Origin of the sequence: Rugamonas rivuli, assembly GCF_009380165.1 — a bacterium.
GTDB classification, from domain to species: domain Bacteria; phylum Pseudomonadota; class Gammaproteobacteria; order Burkholderiales; family Burkholderiaceae_D; genus Rugamonas; species Rugamonas rivuli.
In genome coordinates, this window is the sequence record NZ_WHUF01000001.1 from 1,169,805 (window position 1) to 1,185,479 (window position 15,675).

Genomic DNA, 15,675 nt, shown 5'->3' on the forward strand with positions numbered 1-15,675 from the left:
AGGCTTATTGCGCCTCGCCCCACAGGTCGTGGGCGTCGGACGTGGTGATCTTCACGTCGACGAACTGGCCGACGGCCAGCTTCTTGTGCGGCTCGTACGGCGGCTTGACGTACACCACACCGTCGATTTCCGGCGCATCGGCGCTGGAGCGGCCGACGCCGCCGGTACGGTTGACTTCATCGATCAGCACGCGGACGGTCGTGCCGACCTTGGCCTTCAGACGCGCTTTCGAGATCTCTTCCTGCAGCAGCATCACGCGGCCGCGACGCTCTTCGCGCACTTCTTCCGGCACCGGATTGGCCAGCTCGTTGGCGGTAGCGCCTTCGACCGGCGAGTAGGCGAAGCAGCCCAGACGGTCGATCTGCGCTTCCTTCAGGAAGTCCAGCAGGTATTCGAATTCGGCCTCGGTCTCGCCAGGGAAGCCGGCGATGAAGGTCGAACGGATGGTCAGGTTCGGGTTCATCGCGCGCCAGGCCAGGATGCGGTCCAGGTTCTTCTCGCCGCTGGCCGGACGCTTCATGCGCTTCAGCACATCGGGATGCGCGTGCTGCATCGGGATGTCCAGGTAAGGCAGAATGTGCTCGCCCATCATCGGAATGACCTGGTCGACGTGCGGGTATGGATACACGTAGTGCATGCGCACCCAGGCGCCGTAGGACTTGGCCAGCTCGCCCAGCGCTTCCATCAGCTGCGTCATGTGGGTTTTAATCGGACGGCCGTTCCAGAAGCCGGTGCGGAACTTGACGTCCACGCCATAGGCCGAGGTGTCCTGCGAAATCACCAGCAGTTCCTTGACGCCGGACTTGAACAGATTCTCCGCTTCCAGCATCAGCTCACCGATAGGACGCGAAACCAGGTCGCCGCGCATCGACGGGATGATGCAGAACGAGCAGCGGTGGTTGCAGCCCTCGGAGATTTTCAGGTAAGCGTAGTGCTTCGGCGTCAGCTTGATGCCCTGCGCCGGAATCAGGTCGAGGAAAGGCTCGTGCGGTTTCGGCAGGTGCAGGTGGACGGAGTCCATCACTTCGGCCAGCGCGTGCGGGCCGGTCACGGCCAGCACCTTCGGGTGCACCTTCATGATGATGTCGTCGCCGGCGGCGTCTTTTTTCGCGCCCAGGCAGCCAGTCACGATCACCTTGCCGTTTTCGGCCAGCGCTTCGCCGATGGCGTCCAGCGATTCCTGCACCGCGGCGTCGATGAAGCCGCAGGTGTTGACGATGACCAGATCGGCGCCGTCGTAGGACTTGGCCGTCTCGTAGCCTTCGGCACGCAGCTGGGTCAGGATCTGTTCGGAGTCGACCAGCGCTTTAGGGCAGCCGAGCGAGACGAAGCCGACCTTCGGTGCGGCACCCGTCACGGAGGTGCTTGCGGCGGCGGGCTTGGTGATGCGGGAGATTGGTTGCGATTGCATGATAGGTTGCTTTAAACGCCATGAAAATTACGAGCAATCGAGCATTATACCCCATTCCCCATAGGGAGATCATGTTAGGATAGAGGCTAACCCAGTGGCCGCATCCGCGCGCGCCGCATCACCCAGTTCAGGAGAATTAGTGGCAACGCTGAAAGACGTCGCATTGCTCGCCGGTGTAGGCATGTCGACAGCATCGCGCGCCATTTCAGGCGCCGGTCCGGTATCGGCCGAGGCGATGAAAAAAGTCCAGGCCGCGATTGAGCAACTCAACTTCCGCCCCTCCTCCATCGGCCGCTCGCTGTCGGCGCAGTCGCTGGGCATGATAGGGATCTTCGCCCCCTCGTTCTTCGGCGCCTACTACGGCACCATCCTCAAGCAGACCGACATCGAACTGCGCGCCATGCGCCGCCATGTGGTCGTCGCCACCGGCTGCGGCGACGGCACGCCGCGCGACGAAGCGATCGAAGCGGTCAAGTTCCTGATCGGCCGCGATTGCGACGGCATCGTCGTGCTGGGCCACGACCTGTACGACGAGGATCTGATCTCGCTGCAGAAAATGCATCCGAAGATGGCCTTCCTCAACCGCCGCAGCCCTCAGCTGCCGGAGGCGTCGTTCTGCCCCGACCACTATCACGGCGGCGAACTGGCGGCGCAGACCCTGCTGCAAGCAGGCCACCGCGAACTGGCGGTGATCTCCGGCCCGTCCGCCACGTCGGACAACAAGGAACGCCTGGACGGCTTCTTCGCCGAGCTGCAACGCAACGGCATCGCCCGTTCGGCGGTGCAGCTGATCGAATCGGACTTCTCGCGTGAAGGCGGCTTCGGCGCCACGCAGCGGCTGATCGGCGACGGCCACAAGTTCACCGGCCTGTTTTGCGCCAACGATGAAATGGCGGTCGGCGCGCTGTCGTGCTTCCACCGCGCCGGCATCAGCGTGCCGGGCGACGTCTCCATCGTCGGCTATGACGATGACTACTCGGCAGAGTTCTCGTCGCCGGGCCTGACGTCGGTGCACATCCCGATGCAGCAGCTGACGCAGAACGCCGTGCGCTGGCTGCTCAACCAGTGCTACGGCACACAGCACGAAATCGTCCGCGACTTCCCGGTCACGGTGACGATGCGCGGCTCGGTCGCGCAGCGCAAGCCGTAAAAAAAGGCCGGCATCGCTGCCGGCCCAAAACCACTAGTCACTTCCCTGGATCAGAACTTCATCGACACCCGGCCGCCGAAGGTGCGCGGGTTGTTGTAGTACGCAGCCCAGATCTGCTGCGTCGGCTGGCATGGAGCGCCGGTCTGCGTGCAGATTTCGATGGCGTCGTACTTCACTGCCTTGTCGGTCGCATTGTTGACGAACAGCTCCGCCGTGTAAGCCTTGTTCAGCGGCTCATAGCGCACGCTCAGGTCCAGCGTGGTGTAGGCCTTCTGCTGCTTCACGCCCGGATGGCCCGGCACGTCCGTGTTGAACGCGCCCGATCCGACGAACGATTCCGACTCGTAGTGCGCCGAAGCGCGCGGCGTGATGCGACCCTTGCCGGTGTCGAAGTCATGCTCGTACATCAGCGTCGCGGCAAACGTCGGCGCGTGCTTCAGCGTGGCGCCGCCAACGTTGACGGTCGGCGCGGTGGTGCCGCAGGACTGGTTGTTGGCGCGCGCCGCGTCGACATCGCAGGACAGGAAGTCGTCATAACGCGCCTTCAGCCAGGTGGCGTTGCCGCTGAAGCGGTCGGCGCTGGTCGGACGATAGCTCCACTCAGCCTCGACACCTTTCACCGAAGCGCCGGCCGCGTTGAAGTTCTGCAGCGTGTTGTTCACCACCTGCGATTCCAGCTTGTCCTTGTACTTCATCCAGAACGCGTCCAGGTTCAGCGACAGCTTGCGGTCGAACAGGTCCGACTTGAAGCCGATTTCATAGCTGGTCAGCTTCTCCGGCTTGGTGGTGGCGCCGCCGTCGCCGATGGCCGGCGAATGGAAGCCTGTCGTCACCGAAGCGAAGGTCAGGATGTCCTTGGCCGGTTTGTACTCGACCCGTCCCAACCAGGTGGACTGGCCGTATTTCAGGTCGGCCGTGTTGTCGCCGTAGGTGTTGCCGCAAGTCTGCTGGTTCACCACGCCGCCGGGGCCGATGTTGTGCGTGTTGATGGTGCCCACGCCCGGCGTGACCAGCTGCGCGATCTGGTTAGGCGTCAGGTTGACGGTGCCGCGCGGCGCGTTGTCCGGCCAGTTCGGGCAGGCCCAGTTCTGGCCGCCGATGTCGAACTTGTGGTCCTTGGTGTAGCGGGCGCCGCCCGTCACCTTCCACATTGGATCGATGTCGTAGCTGGCTTGCGCGAACACGGCTTTCGAATGCAGCTCGCGGTCGCCCTGGATGAAGGACATCGCCGACGCATACTGGCCCACGGTAGGCTGCACGAAGATCACGCTGCCGCTGGCGATATCCTGGTCCAGCATCGCCTGCGAAATCTGGCTGCGGTCGATGTCGAAGCGGATCTTGTTCTTCTCGCGGAAGAAGAACAGGCCGCCCACCCATTGCAGCGGCGATTCGGAGTCCGAACGCAATTGGACTTCGTTGGAGACGCTGTCGAACTGGCTCCACTCGGTGCGGTTCTCGGCCTTGAAACCCGGGTAGAAACCGGCGTCGGCATCGCTGCCGTTGGTACGTTTCAGGCGGCTCCACGAACCCAGGTACTGCGTCGCCAGGCCATCCATCGGCCGCCACTCAACCTTGCTCTTGGCGGTGATGATGGACTGGTCCAGCGTGCCCGGCGTGTCGATCAGCGCGGAGCGCAGGTTCTGGCCCGGCTTCGGTTCGGCCGACAGGTAGATGTTGCCGGCGCCGGTGTCGCTGTAGTAGTCGGCGATGAAGGTGGCCTTCAGGTCCGGCGTGAACTTCCACAGCAGCGAGGCGCGCGCGCCCTGCTGATCGCCGGCGCCATACTTCTTCGTGCCCGGCTGGACGTTCGAGCCTTTGAGGAAGTCGACATAGCCGTCATGCTGGTCCTTGATGGCGGCGATGCGCAGCGCGATGTCTTCGCTGAGCGGGATGTTGATCATCCCCTGCGTCTGAATGTGGTGGTAGTCGCCCAGCGTGATGCTGGCCGAGCCGAAGGTCTTGGCGGTGCTAGGCGCACCCGAGACCAGGTTGACCGCGCCGGCGGTGGAGTTGCGGCCATTCAGCGTGCCCTGTGGACCGCGCGCGACTTCGACGTGGTTCAGGTCATACATCAGCGCCGTCGCGCCTTGAGGGCGCGGCACGTAGATGCCGTCGACATAGAACGCCACGGCCGGGTCGCCCAGCTCCGTGTGATTGGCCGAGCCCACGCCGCGCATGTACACGTGCACACCGCCCGAATCGCTGTGCGGCTCCACCACCAGGCTAGGGACCATGGCGGTCATCGTCGCCAGATCCTTGACCTGGTTGTTGGCCAGCGTGTCCTGCGTGTAGGCGGTGATCGCCAGCGGCGTGTCCTGCACCAGCGTGTCGCGGCGGGTGGCCGTGACGATGATCTTCTCCACTTCGCCGCCCGCTTGCGCTACCGGCGCCTGCTGCGCCATGGCGCCACCGCTGAATGCGAACTGCGCGATCTGCGCGATACTCAAAGCTAAAATCGTTTTCTTCATTTCGTCTGTCCTCGCTTCTTCCATCAGTTTAGTTTGCGTGCCCCGTTCTGTGTGACGGCTTATGCACGTGTGGAACCGGTACCACCGCAAGACGCACCGATGCGGCGGGCCATGCCGTGGCGGCCCGGTCTTACAACACAACTACTGCTACAGTGTTAGAGCCGCTGTTCGCTGGCCCCGTCAAAAAGAGAAATGCGCTTGGTGCGTATCGAGAAGCTGATGTCCTTCTCGGTTTCGATGTTCTGCTGGTCCTGCACGATGCCCGCGATCTGGGTGCCGTGGAAGTCCAGCCACAACACGCGATGCGCGCCCATGGCCTCGACCAGCGAGACCGATGCGCACACCACGTTATCGGCGCCGTCGCAATTGCCGACGTCGATGTCTTCAGGCCGCACGCCCAGCACGCACTCTTGCTTGCCGGCCGGCTGCTGCTTGAATGGATAGCCCGTCACGTCGACGGACATGTGATCGTTGCGGAACAGCGTGCGGCCGCCCTCCTGTTCCAGCCAGCCCTTGAACAAATTCATGCCCGGCGAGCCGAGGAAGGTGGCGACGAACAGGTTGGCCGGCTCGTTGTAGATATTGGCCGGCGTGTCGAACTGCTGCACCACGCCGCCCTTCATCACCGCCATGCGCTGCGCCAGCGTCATCGCCTCGACCTGGTCGTGGGTCACGTAGATCATGGTGGCGCCGAGCTGCTTGTGCAGCTGCTTCAACTCGCGCCGAAGTTCGGTGCGCAGCTTGGCGTCCAGGTTGGACAGCGGCTCGTCGAACAGCATCACGTCCGCCTCGCGCACAATGGCGCGGCCGATCGCCACGCGTTGGCGCTGGCCGCCGGACAGGTTGGCCGGCTTGCGCTTCAACAGCGGCCCCAGTTGCAGCATGTCCGAAGCACGCGAGACGCGGCGGGCGATTTCCGCTTTCGGCGTGCCGTTGATGCGCAGGCCGAAGGACATATTGGCTTCCACGTTCATCGTCGGGTACAGCGCGTACGACTGGAACACCAGCGCGATGCCGCGATCCTTCGGGTCGGCCCAGGTCATGTCCTTGCCGCCGATTTCGATCTGGCCGGAGGTGGTGTCGATCAGCCCCGCGATCGAATGCAGCAGCGTCGATTTGCCGCAGCCCGATGGGCCCAGCAGCACCACGAACTCCCCTGCTTTCACGTCCAGGTTCAGCGACTCGATGACCTTGTTGCCGCCCAGCTGAATCTGCAGATTACGAATAGCTACGTTAGACATTGTTTAACCCTTCACAGCGCCAGAGGCGATGCCGCGCACAAACCAGCGGCCGGAGATGAAATAGAGAGCCAGCGGCACGACCGACGTCAGGATGGTCGCAGCCATGTTGACGTTGTACAGGCGCTCGCCGGTGGTGGTGTTGATGATGTTGTTCAGCTGGACCGTCATTGGCAGATGCTCGGAACCCGCGAACACCAGGCCAAGCAGGAAGTCGTTCCAGATGCCCGTGACCTGCATGATGACCGCAACCACGATCACCGGCGTAGACATCGGCAGCATCAGCTGCAGGAAGATGCGCCAGAAGCCGCCGCCGTCGATGCGGGCCGCCTTGAACAGCTCCATCGGCAGCGCCGCGTAGTAGTTGCGGAACAGGAGCGTCATCACCGGCATGCCGAAGATGGTGTGGATCAGCACAATGCCGGGCAAAGAGCTGAACAGGTTCACCGCAGCCAGCACGCGCACCAGCGGATACACCATCACCTGTACCGGAATGAAGGCGCCCATCATCAGGATGGCGAACAGCAGCCCCGCGCCGCGCGGCCGCCAGAACGACAGCGCATAACCGTTCACCGCGCCGATGGCGATCGACAGGATGGTGCTCGGCACGACGATGGCGACCGAATTCCAGAAGCCGCCGCGTATGCCGTTGCATTCAAGTCCCGTGCAGGCGGACTGCCACGCTTGCAGCCAAGGCTCCAGCGTCGCATGCACCGGCAGCGCGAACAGCGTGCCGAGACGGATCTCTTCCATCGGCTTGACCGACGTTACCAGCATCACGTACAGCGGCAGCAGGAAGAACAGCGCCGCCACGATCAGAAATCCGTAGACGCCGATGCGGGCCGGAGTCCACGCCAGCGTGCGGCGTGGCTTGATGGCCGGCGGCGCTCCGGCAATGCTATCGTTGGCGGCGACGCCCGGCGCCAGCCCTGCTGCTTTTTCCATTCCTGCCTTATCGAGTTTGACGACCTGACCCATCATGCCCCCTTCGCTGCGCGACGGTTGCGCACATAGTACAGCGGCGCGACGATGGCCAGCACTGTGGTCAGCAGCACGATAGACGCCGCCGAAGCGAGGCCAATGTTGGCGCGGCCGAACAGGTAATCCATGATGAACTTGGCCGGCACTTCGCTGGCCGTGCCCGGGCCGCCCTGCGTCATCGCGACCACCGAGTCGAACACCTTCACCACCATCACGAACAGCAGCACGAAGGCGGTGGAGACGGAAGGCCCGAGCATGGGCAGCACGATGCTGACGTAGACGCGCCAGCGCGGGATGCCGTCGATGCGGGCGGCCTTCCACAATTCCTCGTCCACTCCGCGCAGGCCGGACAGCATCAGCGCCATCACCAGACCGGAAGCCTGCCACACGGTGGCGATGACGATGGTGTAGATCGCCATGTCCTGGTCGACGATCCAGTCGAACTTGGCGTCGGCGAAGCCCAGCTTGTGCAGCACTTCCTGAATGCCCAGCTCCGGGTTCAATATCCACTGCCAGATCAGGCCCGTGGCCACGAACGACATCGCATACGGATACAGGAAGATGGTGCGCAGCGCGCCTTCGGCCATCACCTTCTGGTCGATGAATACGGCCAGCAGGAAGCCGATGATCAGGCACGCCGCGATGAACAGCACGCCGTACACGGCGACGTTTTGCAGCGACAGCAGCCAGCGCTCGTTGTTAAACAGGCGGATGTACTGCGATGCACCGACAAAATCGCTGGCCGGGAAAGTGCGCGAGCTGCTGACCGACACGCGGGCCGTCCACAGCATCGTGCCCAGGTAGGCCAGCAGCACCGTCAACGCCATCGGTATCATGGCGACGTAGGCTGCGAAGGAAACGCTTTGACGCTTCTTGGCCATGGCTTATTGGTCCTTCAGCGCGCGGGCAAAGGCTTTTTGCGCGTCTTCCGGCGACTGGTTCTTGTTCCAGTAGCTGGTCAGCACGTCCTGCAGGGCGCCGGTGGTGTCCGGCGACGCCAGCATCTCCGCGTTCGGCAGCTGGCGGCTCTTGTCCTTGATGATGGCCAGGCCCTGCCTGGCGCAGATGTCCAGCGTCGATTCGTCGACGTCGCCGCGGATCGGGATCGCGCCCTTGCGCGAGTTGAAGGCCACCTGCGCGGCCGGCGATGTCACCACCGTCGCCAGCAGCTTCTGCGCCTTGATGGCGTTGGCGTCCGTGGTTTTCGGGAACACGAAAGCATCACCCGCCACGATGTACGGCGCCTTTGGCCCGAAGCCTGGGAAGCAGCCGAAGTCCTTGCCCGCCACCTGCTTGGCCGACGAGAACTCGCCCTTGGCCCAGTCGCCCATGATCTGCACACCGGCCTTGCCGCTGACGACCATGGCCGTCGCGTCGTTCCAGTTGCGGCCCGGCGAGCCTGCATCCACAAAGGCTTTCAGTTTTTTGAAATCGACCAGCACCTGTTTGAAGGCCGGCGACATCACGGCTTTCTGGTCGCGGTCGCGGTACACCTTCAGGTAAAGGTCAGAGCCGCCCACCATCGCGAAGATGGCGTCGAAGGTGATCTTCTCCTGCCACACCTGGCCGCCGAAGGCCAGCGGCACCAGGCCTGCGGCCTTCAACTTGGCCAGCTGCGCCAGGAACTCGTCCCAGGTCTGCGGCTCGTTGGCGATGCCGGCTTTTTTATACGCGGCCTTGGAGTAGAAGAACCAGGCCGGCATGTGGATGTCCACAGGCGCGGCATAGAAATGGCCGTTGATCTTGATCGCCGCCAGGATGGACGGCGGCATGATCTGGTCCCACTTGCCGGCGGCGGCGACGTCGTCGACGTTATTGAGCAAGCCCTGTTCGACGAAATCGCGGAACTGCTTGGAGGTGTTGAACTGTGCGGCCGTCGGCGCATTGCCGCCGACGATGCGGTTGATGGTGGTGGCGCGCGACTGGTCGGCGCCGGCGATGGCGTTGTCGACCCACTGGCCGCCGGCCTTGTTATAAGCATCCGCGAACTGCTTGACCGCCTGGGATTCGCCGCCCGACGTCCACCAATGGATCACGGTCGCCTTCAGCGGCGCCGATGCCGGTGCAGGCGCTTGCGCCCGCGCAGCGCCGCATGCCGCCAGGGCGAGCGCGATGGCGCTTCCCAGCTTTGTAGCATTAATCATTCTGTCTCCTGTGGGCGTCGAGCGCCCATTTTATTCGGATGCCTGCGGGAAGTTCAATTATTTGGCGTCCCGTTTAGCGAGGAAGTCCGCAACCAGCTTGGCGCTGCGCTTCAAGGTGCGCTTCTGGGTCGCATAATCCACATGGATGATACCGAAACGGCGCACATAACCGAAGGCCCATTCGAAATTGTCCATCAGCGACCAGATAAAATAGCCGCGCACGTCGACGCCCGCCTTCACTGCTTGATCCACCGCAGCCAGGTGCCGGTTCAAAAAGGAGATACGGTTTTTATCGTTTACCTCATTGTCGACCACCTTGTCGTCCGAGGCGGTGCCGTTCTCGGTGATGTAGATCGGCGGCAGGTTCGGGTAATCGCGGTGGAAGCCGATCAGCAGGTGGCGCAGCCCGTCCGGATACACCTCCCATCCCATCTGGGTGCGCTCGACGTTTTCCAGGTCCACTTCGATGTAACCGTGCTTGCCGTCGCTGACCACGTTGGTGCGGAAGTAGTAATTGATCCCCAGGAAATCGAGCTGGCGGCCAATGATGTCCATGTCGCCGTCCAGCATCATCGGCTGCGCGCCAGGCCACAGCTCCCACAGTGCCGACGGATAGGACTTCTTCAGCAGCGGATCGAGGATCCAGTTATTGTGCTGCAGCTCGAACAGCCAGGCGGCGCGCTGGTCGGCGTCGCCGGTGCCGGTACTGGTGCCGCGGCCGACATTGGTGACGATGCCCACTTGCGCCGCCGGGTCGTTGGCGCGCAGGTGCGCCACCGCCAGGCCGTGGCCCAGCAGCAGGTGGTGCATGGCCTGGGTGGCGAACACCACGTCCTGCTTGCCCGGCGCGTGGTGGCCGGTGCCGTAGCCGTGCATGGCCGAGCACCATGGCTCGTTCAGCGTGGCCCAGGAATCCACCAGGCCGGCCAGCTCGCGGCTGATCATGTCGGCGTATTCGGCGAAGCGGTAGGCGGTGTCGCGATTGACCCAGCCGCCCTTGTCTTCCAGGTGCTGCGGCAGATCCCAGTGGTACAGCGTGACGTAAGTCTTCAGGCCCTTGGCGCGCAGCGCCGTCAGCAGCTTGCGGTAGAAGGCGATGCCCTTTTGATTCGGCTGGCCGTCGGCCGTCATCACGCGCGGCCAGGAAATCGACAGGCGGTAGGCGCCGACGTTCAGGCTGGCCAGCAGCTCGACGTCCTGTTCCCAGCGGTGATAGTGGTCGCAGGCGACAGCGCCGGTGTCGCCGGACAGCGTCTTGCCCGGCGTGGCCGAGAAGGTGTCCCAGATCGATGGGATGCGGCCGTCTTCAGCGACGGCACCTTCGATCTGATAGGCCGCGGTGGCGGCGCCCATCAGGAAATCCTTGTTCCACAGGACCGAATCGGCCGGCGGGGAGAACGTCTCTTCCAGTGCAATTGATGCTTCGACTACCACAGCAACTCCTTCGTTTGATCGTGAAGTGGAAGCGCTTCCACTGATGTTGTCGATAGTACTACTGAAGAAATTCTGGTGTCAACGGGTTTCTGGGAGTTTTTGTAACTTGCCTACAAAAACGGCACAGCGACCGAAGTGGCTGTGCCGTTTGCAGTGTGGCGGACCGTGAAGGATTACTTCTTGTCGGTCGGCGGCACGCCCGGGACGAATGGGAAAGTGCCGAAGATGTTCTTGCTCTGGCTTTGCATCTGTTCCTGCATCTGCACGAACAGGCTCTTGCTCTGGTCGATGTAGTTATTCATCATGCCCTGCATCATCGGGCCCTGCACGTTCATGAACTGGGTCCACATTTCCGGGCTGAAGGGCTTGCCTTCCAGGCCGCCGACGGCGGTGCCGGTGAACTTGCGCTGGATATCGGTAAAGGCCTGGACGTTCTTCTCCAGATAGGAGCCCATCATGCCCTGCATGGCGTGGCCGTAGAAGCGGATGATCTGCGCCAGCACGTCGCTGGAGAACATCGGTGCGCCGCTGGCCTCTTCTTCCAGGATGATCTGCAGCAGGATGCTGCGGCTCAGGTCTTCGTTGGTCTTGGCGTCGACCACGGTGAATTCTTCATTGTCCAGCACCAGTTGCTTGACGTCGGTCAGCGTGATGTAGGAACTGGTCTGCGTGTCGTACAGACGGCGATTCGGGTATTTTTTAATCAGGCGGTCAGCATTTTTTTTCGCACTACTCATCACAAGTCCACTTATTGCGCCGCAGCGCGTACTCTAACAATTCGAAAAAAAAGCGAACTTCGGTCCGCTTTCCCACTAGCCTACTTTACCTATTATAGAGGGGAAAAAGCATATCTTGCACAATCTGATATAACTTTTAGGTTTTATTGCAACGCAACCAAATTTACAGATCGACAATAAGACGCCTTTCCCCCACCGCTTCTAGTCGGCCCGCACCTTCACGTAGCGGCCCGGTGCGGGCTCGATTGGTACGTAACGGGCATTGCCCGGCTTGGCCTTGGGCTTGACGTCCTTGCCGCCGTGCTCGGCCAGGAAGGCGGCCCACTCCGGCCACCAGCTGCCCGGGTTCTCGGTGGCGCCGGCCATCCAGGCTTCGGCGTCCTGCGGCTTGGCGGCGGCGCGGCCCAGCGGCTTGTCGTTGGTCCAGTAGCTGCGCTTGTTCTTCACCGGCGAGTTGATCACGCCGGCGATATGGCCGGACGCACCCAGGATGAAGCGGTTAGCCTTGACCTTGCCCGGATTGAGGATGTTCATCGAACCGAAGGCCGACATCCACGGCACGATGTGATCTTCCCGCGAGCCGTAGATGAAGGCCGGCGCGTCGATGCTGGCCAGGTCGACCTTCTGCCCCGCCACCTTCAGCTTGCCGGTCTTCAGTTTGTTTTCCAGGTAGGTGTTGCGCAGGTACCAGCAGAACATCGGGCCCGGCAGGTTGGTACTGTCCGAGTTCCAGTACAACAGGTCGAACGGAGGCGGCTCGTTGCCCTTCAGGTAGTTGGACTGCACGTAGTTCCACACCAGGTCGTTCGGACGCAGGCTGGAGAAGGTGCTGGCCAGGTCGCGGCCCGGCATCAGGCCGCCGCCCTTGAGCTGCTGCTCGCGCATGGACACCTGGGCTTCGTCGACGAACACGTCCAGCACGCCGGTATCGCTGAAGTCGAGGAAGGTGGTCAGCAGCGTCAGGCTGGAGGCTGGCTTCTCGCCGCGCGCCGCCAGCACCGACAATGCGGTCGACACCAGCGTGCCGCCGACGCAGAAGCCCAGCATATTCATCTGATCCTGGCCGCTGATGTCCTGCACCACGTGGATGGCTTCGATCACGCCCTGGTCGACATAATCGTCCCAGGTGGTGCCGGCCAGCGATTGATCGGGATTGCTCCACGAGATCAGGAACACGCTGTTGCCCTGCTCCACCGCGTAGCGCACCAGCGAGTTTTCCGGCTGCAGGTCGAGGATGTAGAACTTGTTGATGCAAGGCGGCACCATCAGCAGCGGGCGCTGATGCACGGTGGCCGTCACCGGCTTGTACTGGATCAGCTGGAACAGCGGGTTCTCATACACCACCGTGCCTTCGGTCGTGGCCAGGTTGCGGCCCACTTCGAACGCCGATTCGTCGGACAGCGAGATATGGCCCTTGTTCATGTCGGCCAGCATATTGGCCAGGCCCTTGGTCAGGCTCTCGCCCTTGGTTTCGATCAGCTTTTGCTGCGCTTCGGGATTGGTGGCGAGGAAGTTGGCCGGCGACATGGCGTCGATGATCTGCTGCACGGCAAAGCGGATCTTCTGCTTTTGCTGGCCCGAGGTTTCCACCGTATCGACCATCGCATTCAGGAATTTGGCATTCAGCAGGTATGATGCCGCATTGAATGACGACATGGGATTGCCCTGCCAGGCAGACGAGGTGAAGCGGCGGTCGCCCACATCCGGCGTCTTACCGGACAAAAACTCCTGCCACAAATCGCCGAAATCTTGCATGTACTGGTTTTTCAGCTGCTCCATGGCCTCCGGCTTCACCGAGGCGCCCACATCCTGCATCATGGCGGCCAGCGGGTTGGCCTCCGTGGTGGGCGCCATGTTGAACCAGGATTGCCACTGTCCGGGGTCGCTCATCTGCGACATCCAGGCATTGGCAATGGCTTGAGGATCTGGCAAATTCATGTTTGATTCCCTAAAAATAGTTAAATATCTTTACCTGGGCTGCTGATGCTGATTGTTGCTATTGCTTGGATATACGTGGTCGGACTGATGGCTCTGACCGAGCCCACCGTCGTTGCGGGAATTGTAACGTTTTTGTTCTACTGCGTGCTGCCCCTGGGCACTTTGATTTACATCGCCGGCACCGGCAAGCGCAAAGCGCGCCGCCGCGCCGCCGAACTGGCCGCGCACGAGGCCCGCCAGGCCGCCGCCAACACCGACGGCGAAGCCTAAGCCAGCGCCGCTTAAACTCATTTGATCCAAATCAAGGCAGCCTGCCGGCCGGTGACGCCGTCGCGGCGGTAGGAATAGAAGCGGCCGGAATTGGAGACGGTGCAGAATTCGCCGCCGTGCACCTGCTGCACGCCGGCCCGGTGCAGCAGATAACGCGCCAGGCCGTAGATATCGGCCAGGTGCTTGCCAGGCTTGCCCTCGATGGGCAAGAACGCCGCCTCGACGTGGCGCACGCCGGAAGCGTCGACCGCGCCGCTCAGGAAGGCTTCGCGCACCTCCGGTCCGACTTCGAACTGGTAGGCGCCGATCGCCGGCCCCATCCAGGCCATCAGCTCGCCGGCGCCGGCCGCGCGCATCGATTCCACCGTGTTCTCCAGCACGCCGGCGGCCAGCCCGCGCCAGCCGGCATGCGCCGCCGCCACGGTCTTGCCTTCGACATCGCAGAACAGCACCGGCAGGCAGTCGGCCGTCATGATGACGCACACCTTGCCCGGCGTGGTCGTCAGGCTGGCGTCCGCTTCCGGCACCTCCTGCGGCCCCAGCCGGGACAGATTGGCCACCGCCGTGCCATGCACCTGCGTCAGCCAGCCCGGGTCGCCCGGCAGCATGGAACGCAGGATTTCACGGTTGCGGGCGACATTGTGCGGCTGGTCGCCGACATGGGTGCCCAGGTTCAGGCCGCCCTGGCCCATGCCGTCGTCATACGGCGCGGGGCTGACGCCGCCGCGCCGCGTGGTCGACAGTGCCCCTACCCCGTCGGGCAAGCCCGGCCAGTGCGGCACCAGCCATTGCTGCTGTAATGTAGTCATTAACCCTGTTCCGGTTCCGTTGCCTCGATACCGGCACGGGCCAGCAGCTCGGCAAAATCGTCGGCCAGCGGCACGGTCCATTCGCATTGCTCGCCGGTGGCCGGATGGACCAGGCCCAGGCGGCGTGCCTGCAGCGCCTGGCGCGGGAAATAATCGGCCAGGTGCTGCTTGCCGTACGTCGTATCGCCGACCAGCGGGAAGCCGATCGACATCATGTGCACGCGGATCTGGTGGGTGCGGCCCGTTTCCAGACGACACTGTACCAGCGTCACGGGACGGCCTTCGCCCAGCTTGCCGCCGCCCAGCACCTGGTAGTGCGTGATGGCCGGCTTGGAGCCCATGCCGGTCGACACCGCCATCTTGATGCGGTCTTTCGGGTGGCGGCCCATCGACGCATCGATAGTACCGCTGATGCGCGGCATGCCCCACACGACTGCGTAGTACTCGCGCTTGACGGTGCGGGCGGCCAGCTGGCGCACCAGGTCGGTCTGGGACGGCAGCGTCTTGCCGACCACCATCAGGCCGCTGGTATCCTTGTCCAGGCGGTGGACGATGCCGGCGCGCGGCACGCCGGCCAGCTGCGGGCAGTGGTGCAACAGGCCGTTCAGCAGCGTGCCGGACCAGTTGCCGGCGCCCGGATGGACCACCAGGCCGGCCGGCTTGTTGATGACCATCAGGTGCTCGTCTTCGTAAACGATGTTAAGTTCCATCGGTTCCGGTTTAAAAGCCTCGTCTTCCGGCGCCGGTTGGGGCAGAATGACGATCTTCTCGTCGCCATAGACGGTGTCCTTGGTGCTTTTGGCGGTTTTGCCATCGACGGTGACGAAGCCGTCGGTGATCCACATTTGCAGGCGGCCGCGCGAGAATTGCGGCACCAGGTGGGAAATCACCTTGTCCAGGCGTTCGCCGCAGACTTCCGGCGTCAGTTCCAGATGGATCGGAGCCAGGCCGTCGTCGTCGCCAAAATCGCCGTCGTGCTCGACCAGCAGGTCGGCGTCGGAGTCATGATCGGAGGAAGATTCGGCCAAATTCGGCTTTGGAGTTAATATCACAGCATTCCCATCGGCTATAATCAGCCTATTGTAAAACTTTGGT

At 62.9% G+C, this 15,675-nt stretch carries 13 protein-coding genes; 2 read left to right on the forward strand and 11 right to left on the reverse strand.

All coding sequences use genetic code 11. The features are described from left to right. Positions 1-4: 4 nt before the first annotated feature. On the reverse strand, positions 5-1,411 hold the full coding sequence (rimO, locus tag GEV01_RS04970; RefSeq protein WP_152802164.1) for a 30S ribosomal protein S12 methylthiotransferase RimO: 1,407 nt from the start codon (positions 1,409-1,411) through the stop codon (positions 5-7). A 139-nt stretch (positions 1,412-1,550) separates the two neighbouring features. Between rimO and GEV01_RS04975 the strand changes: the two genes are divergently transcribed. Then, positions 1,551-2,561: a LacI family DNA-binding transcriptional regulator gene (locus tag GEV01_RS04975; protein WP_328595438.1), complete on the forward strand. Its 1,011-nt coding sequence runs from the start codon at positions 1,551-1,553 to the stop codon at positions 2,559-2,561. A gap of 50 nt (positions 2,562-2,611) precedes the next feature. On the opposite strand, the gene GEV01_RS04980 is transcribed toward GEV01_RS04975, so the two are convergent. The 8 genes from GEV01_RS04980 to phaC all read right to left on the reverse strand — a co-directional run bounded on the left by GEV01_RS04980 (position 2,612) and on the right by phaC (position 13,501). Next, positions 2,612-5,029 (reverse strand): TonB-dependent receptor, encoded by a 2,418-nt coding sequence (locus GEV01_RS04980; protein ID WP_175022923.1) that lies wholly within the window; start codon positions 5,027-5,029, stop codon positions 2,612-2,614. A 155-nt stretch (positions 5,030-5,184) separates the two neighbouring features. Further along, positions 5,185-6,270, reverse strand: coding sequence for an ABC transporter ATP-binding protein (locus GEV01_RS04985; RefSeq protein WP_175022925.1), 1,086 nt, complete (start codon positions 6,268-6,270; stop codon positions 5,185-5,187). Positions 6,271-6,273: 3 nt separating this feature from the next. Further along, positions 6,274-7,212, reverse strand: a complete 939-nt coding sequence (locus GEV01_RS30710) for a carbohydrate ABC transporter permease (RefSeq protein WP_175022927.1) — start codon at positions 7,210-7,212, stop codon at positions 6,274-6,276. A 32-nt stretch (positions 7,213-7,244) separates the two neighbouring features. Next, positions 7,245-8,129, reverse strand: a complete 885-nt coding sequence (locus tag GEV01_RS04990; protein ID WP_152802167.1) for a carbohydrate ABC transporter permease — start codon at positions 8,127-8,129, stop codon at positions 7,245-7,247. A 3-nt stretch (positions 8,130-8,132) separates the two neighbouring features. Then, positions 8,133-9,389, reverse strand: a complete 1,257-nt coding sequence (locus tag GEV01_RS04995; RefSeq protein ID WP_408014817.1) for an ABC transporter substrate-binding protein — start codon at positions 9,387-9,389, stop codon at positions 8,133-8,135. Positions 9,390-9,449: 60 nt separating this feature from the next. Beyond that, positions 9,450-10,826 (reverse strand): GH1 family beta-glucosidase, encoded by a 1,377-nt coding sequence (locus GEV01_RS05000; RefSeq protein ID WP_328595439.1) that lies wholly within the window; start codon positions 10,824-10,826, stop codon positions 9,450-9,452. A gap of 173 nt (positions 10,827-10,999) precedes the next feature. Further along, positions 11,000-11,563, reverse strand: a complete 564-nt coding sequence (gene phaR / locus GEV01_RS05005) for a polyhydroxyalkanoate synthesis repressor PhaR (RefSeq protein ID WP_008447858.1) — start codon at positions 11,561-11,563, stop codon at positions 11,000-11,002. 201 nt (positions 11,564-11,764) lie between these two features. Continuing rightward, a complete protein-coding gene (gene phaC / locus GEV01_RS05010; RefSeq protein WP_152802171.1) occupies positions 11,765-13,501 on the reverse strand; it encodes a class I poly(R)-hydroxyalkanoic acid synthase in 1,737 nt (578 codons plus the stop codon). Between the two features lie 87 nt (positions 13,502-13,588). Here phaC and GEV01_RS05015 point away from each other — a divergent pair, with 87 nt between their 5' ends. Then, positions 13,589-13,771 (forward strand): hypothetical protein, encoded by a 183-nt coding sequence (locus tag GEV01_RS05015; RefSeq protein ID WP_328595440.1) that lies wholly within the window; start codon positions 13,589-13,591, stop codon positions 13,769-13,771. A 17-nt stretch (positions 13,772-13,788) separates the two neighbouring features. Here the strand turns inward: GEV01_RS05015 and pgeF are convergent, their stop codons facing one another. Both pgeF and GEV01_RS05025 read right to left on the reverse strand, forming a co-directional pair. After that, complete coding sequence (gene pgeF, locus GEV01_RS05020) at positions 13,789-14,580, reverse strand: peptidoglycan editing factor PgeF (protein ID WP_152802173.1); 792 nt, start codon at positions 14,578-14,580, stop codon at positions 13,789-13,791. Beyond that, positions 14,580-15,608, reverse strand: coding sequence for an RluA family pseudouridine synthase (locus GEV01_RS05025; RefSeq protein WP_152802175.1), 1,029 nt, complete (start codon positions 15,606-15,608; stop codon positions 14,580-14,582). Before GEV01_RS05025 ends, pgeF begins: the two co-directional genes overlap by 1 nt. Between the last annotated feature and the right edge of the window lie 67 nt (positions 15,609-15,675).

Excerpts from the sequence above, each read along its gene's own strand:
- GEV01_RS04980 (WP_175022923.1), bottom strand. The coding sequence starts at position 5,029 with ATGAAGAAAACGATTTTAGCTTTGAGTATCGCGCAGATCGCGCAGTTC.
- rimO (WP_152802164.1), bottom strand. The coding sequence starts at position 1,411 with ATGCAATCGCAACCAATCTCCCGCATCACCAAGCCCGCCGCCGCAAGC.
- pgeF (WP_152802173.1), bottom strand. The coding sequence starts at position 14,580 with ATGACTACATTACAGCAGCAATGGCTGGTGCCGCACTGGCCGGGCTTG.
- phaR (WP_008447858.1), bottom strand. The coding sequence starts at position 11,563 with ATGAGTAGTGCGAAAAAAAATGCTGACCGCCTGATTAAAAAATACCCG.
- phaC (WP_152802171.1), bottom strand. The coding sequence starts at position 13,501 with ATGAATTTGCCAGATCCTCAAGCCATTGCCAATGCCTGGATGTCGCAG.
- GEV01_RS05015 (WP_328595440.1), top strand. The coding sequence starts at position 13,589 with ATGGCTCTGACCGAGCCCACCGTCGTTGCGGGAATTGTAACGTTTTTG.
- GEV01_RS04985 (WP_175022925.1), bottom strand. The coding sequence starts at position 6,270 with ATGTCTAACGTAGCTATTCGTAATCTGCAGATTCAGCTGGGCGGCAAC.
- GEV01_RS30710 (WP_175022927.1), bottom strand. The coding sequence starts at position 7,212 with ATGGAAAAAGCAGCAGGGCTGGCGCCGGGCGTCGCCGCCAACGATAGC.
- GEV01_RS04990 (WP_152802167.1), bottom strand. The coding sequence starts at position 8,129 with ATGGCCAAGAAGCGTCAAAGCGTTTCCTTCGCAGCCTACGTCGCCATG.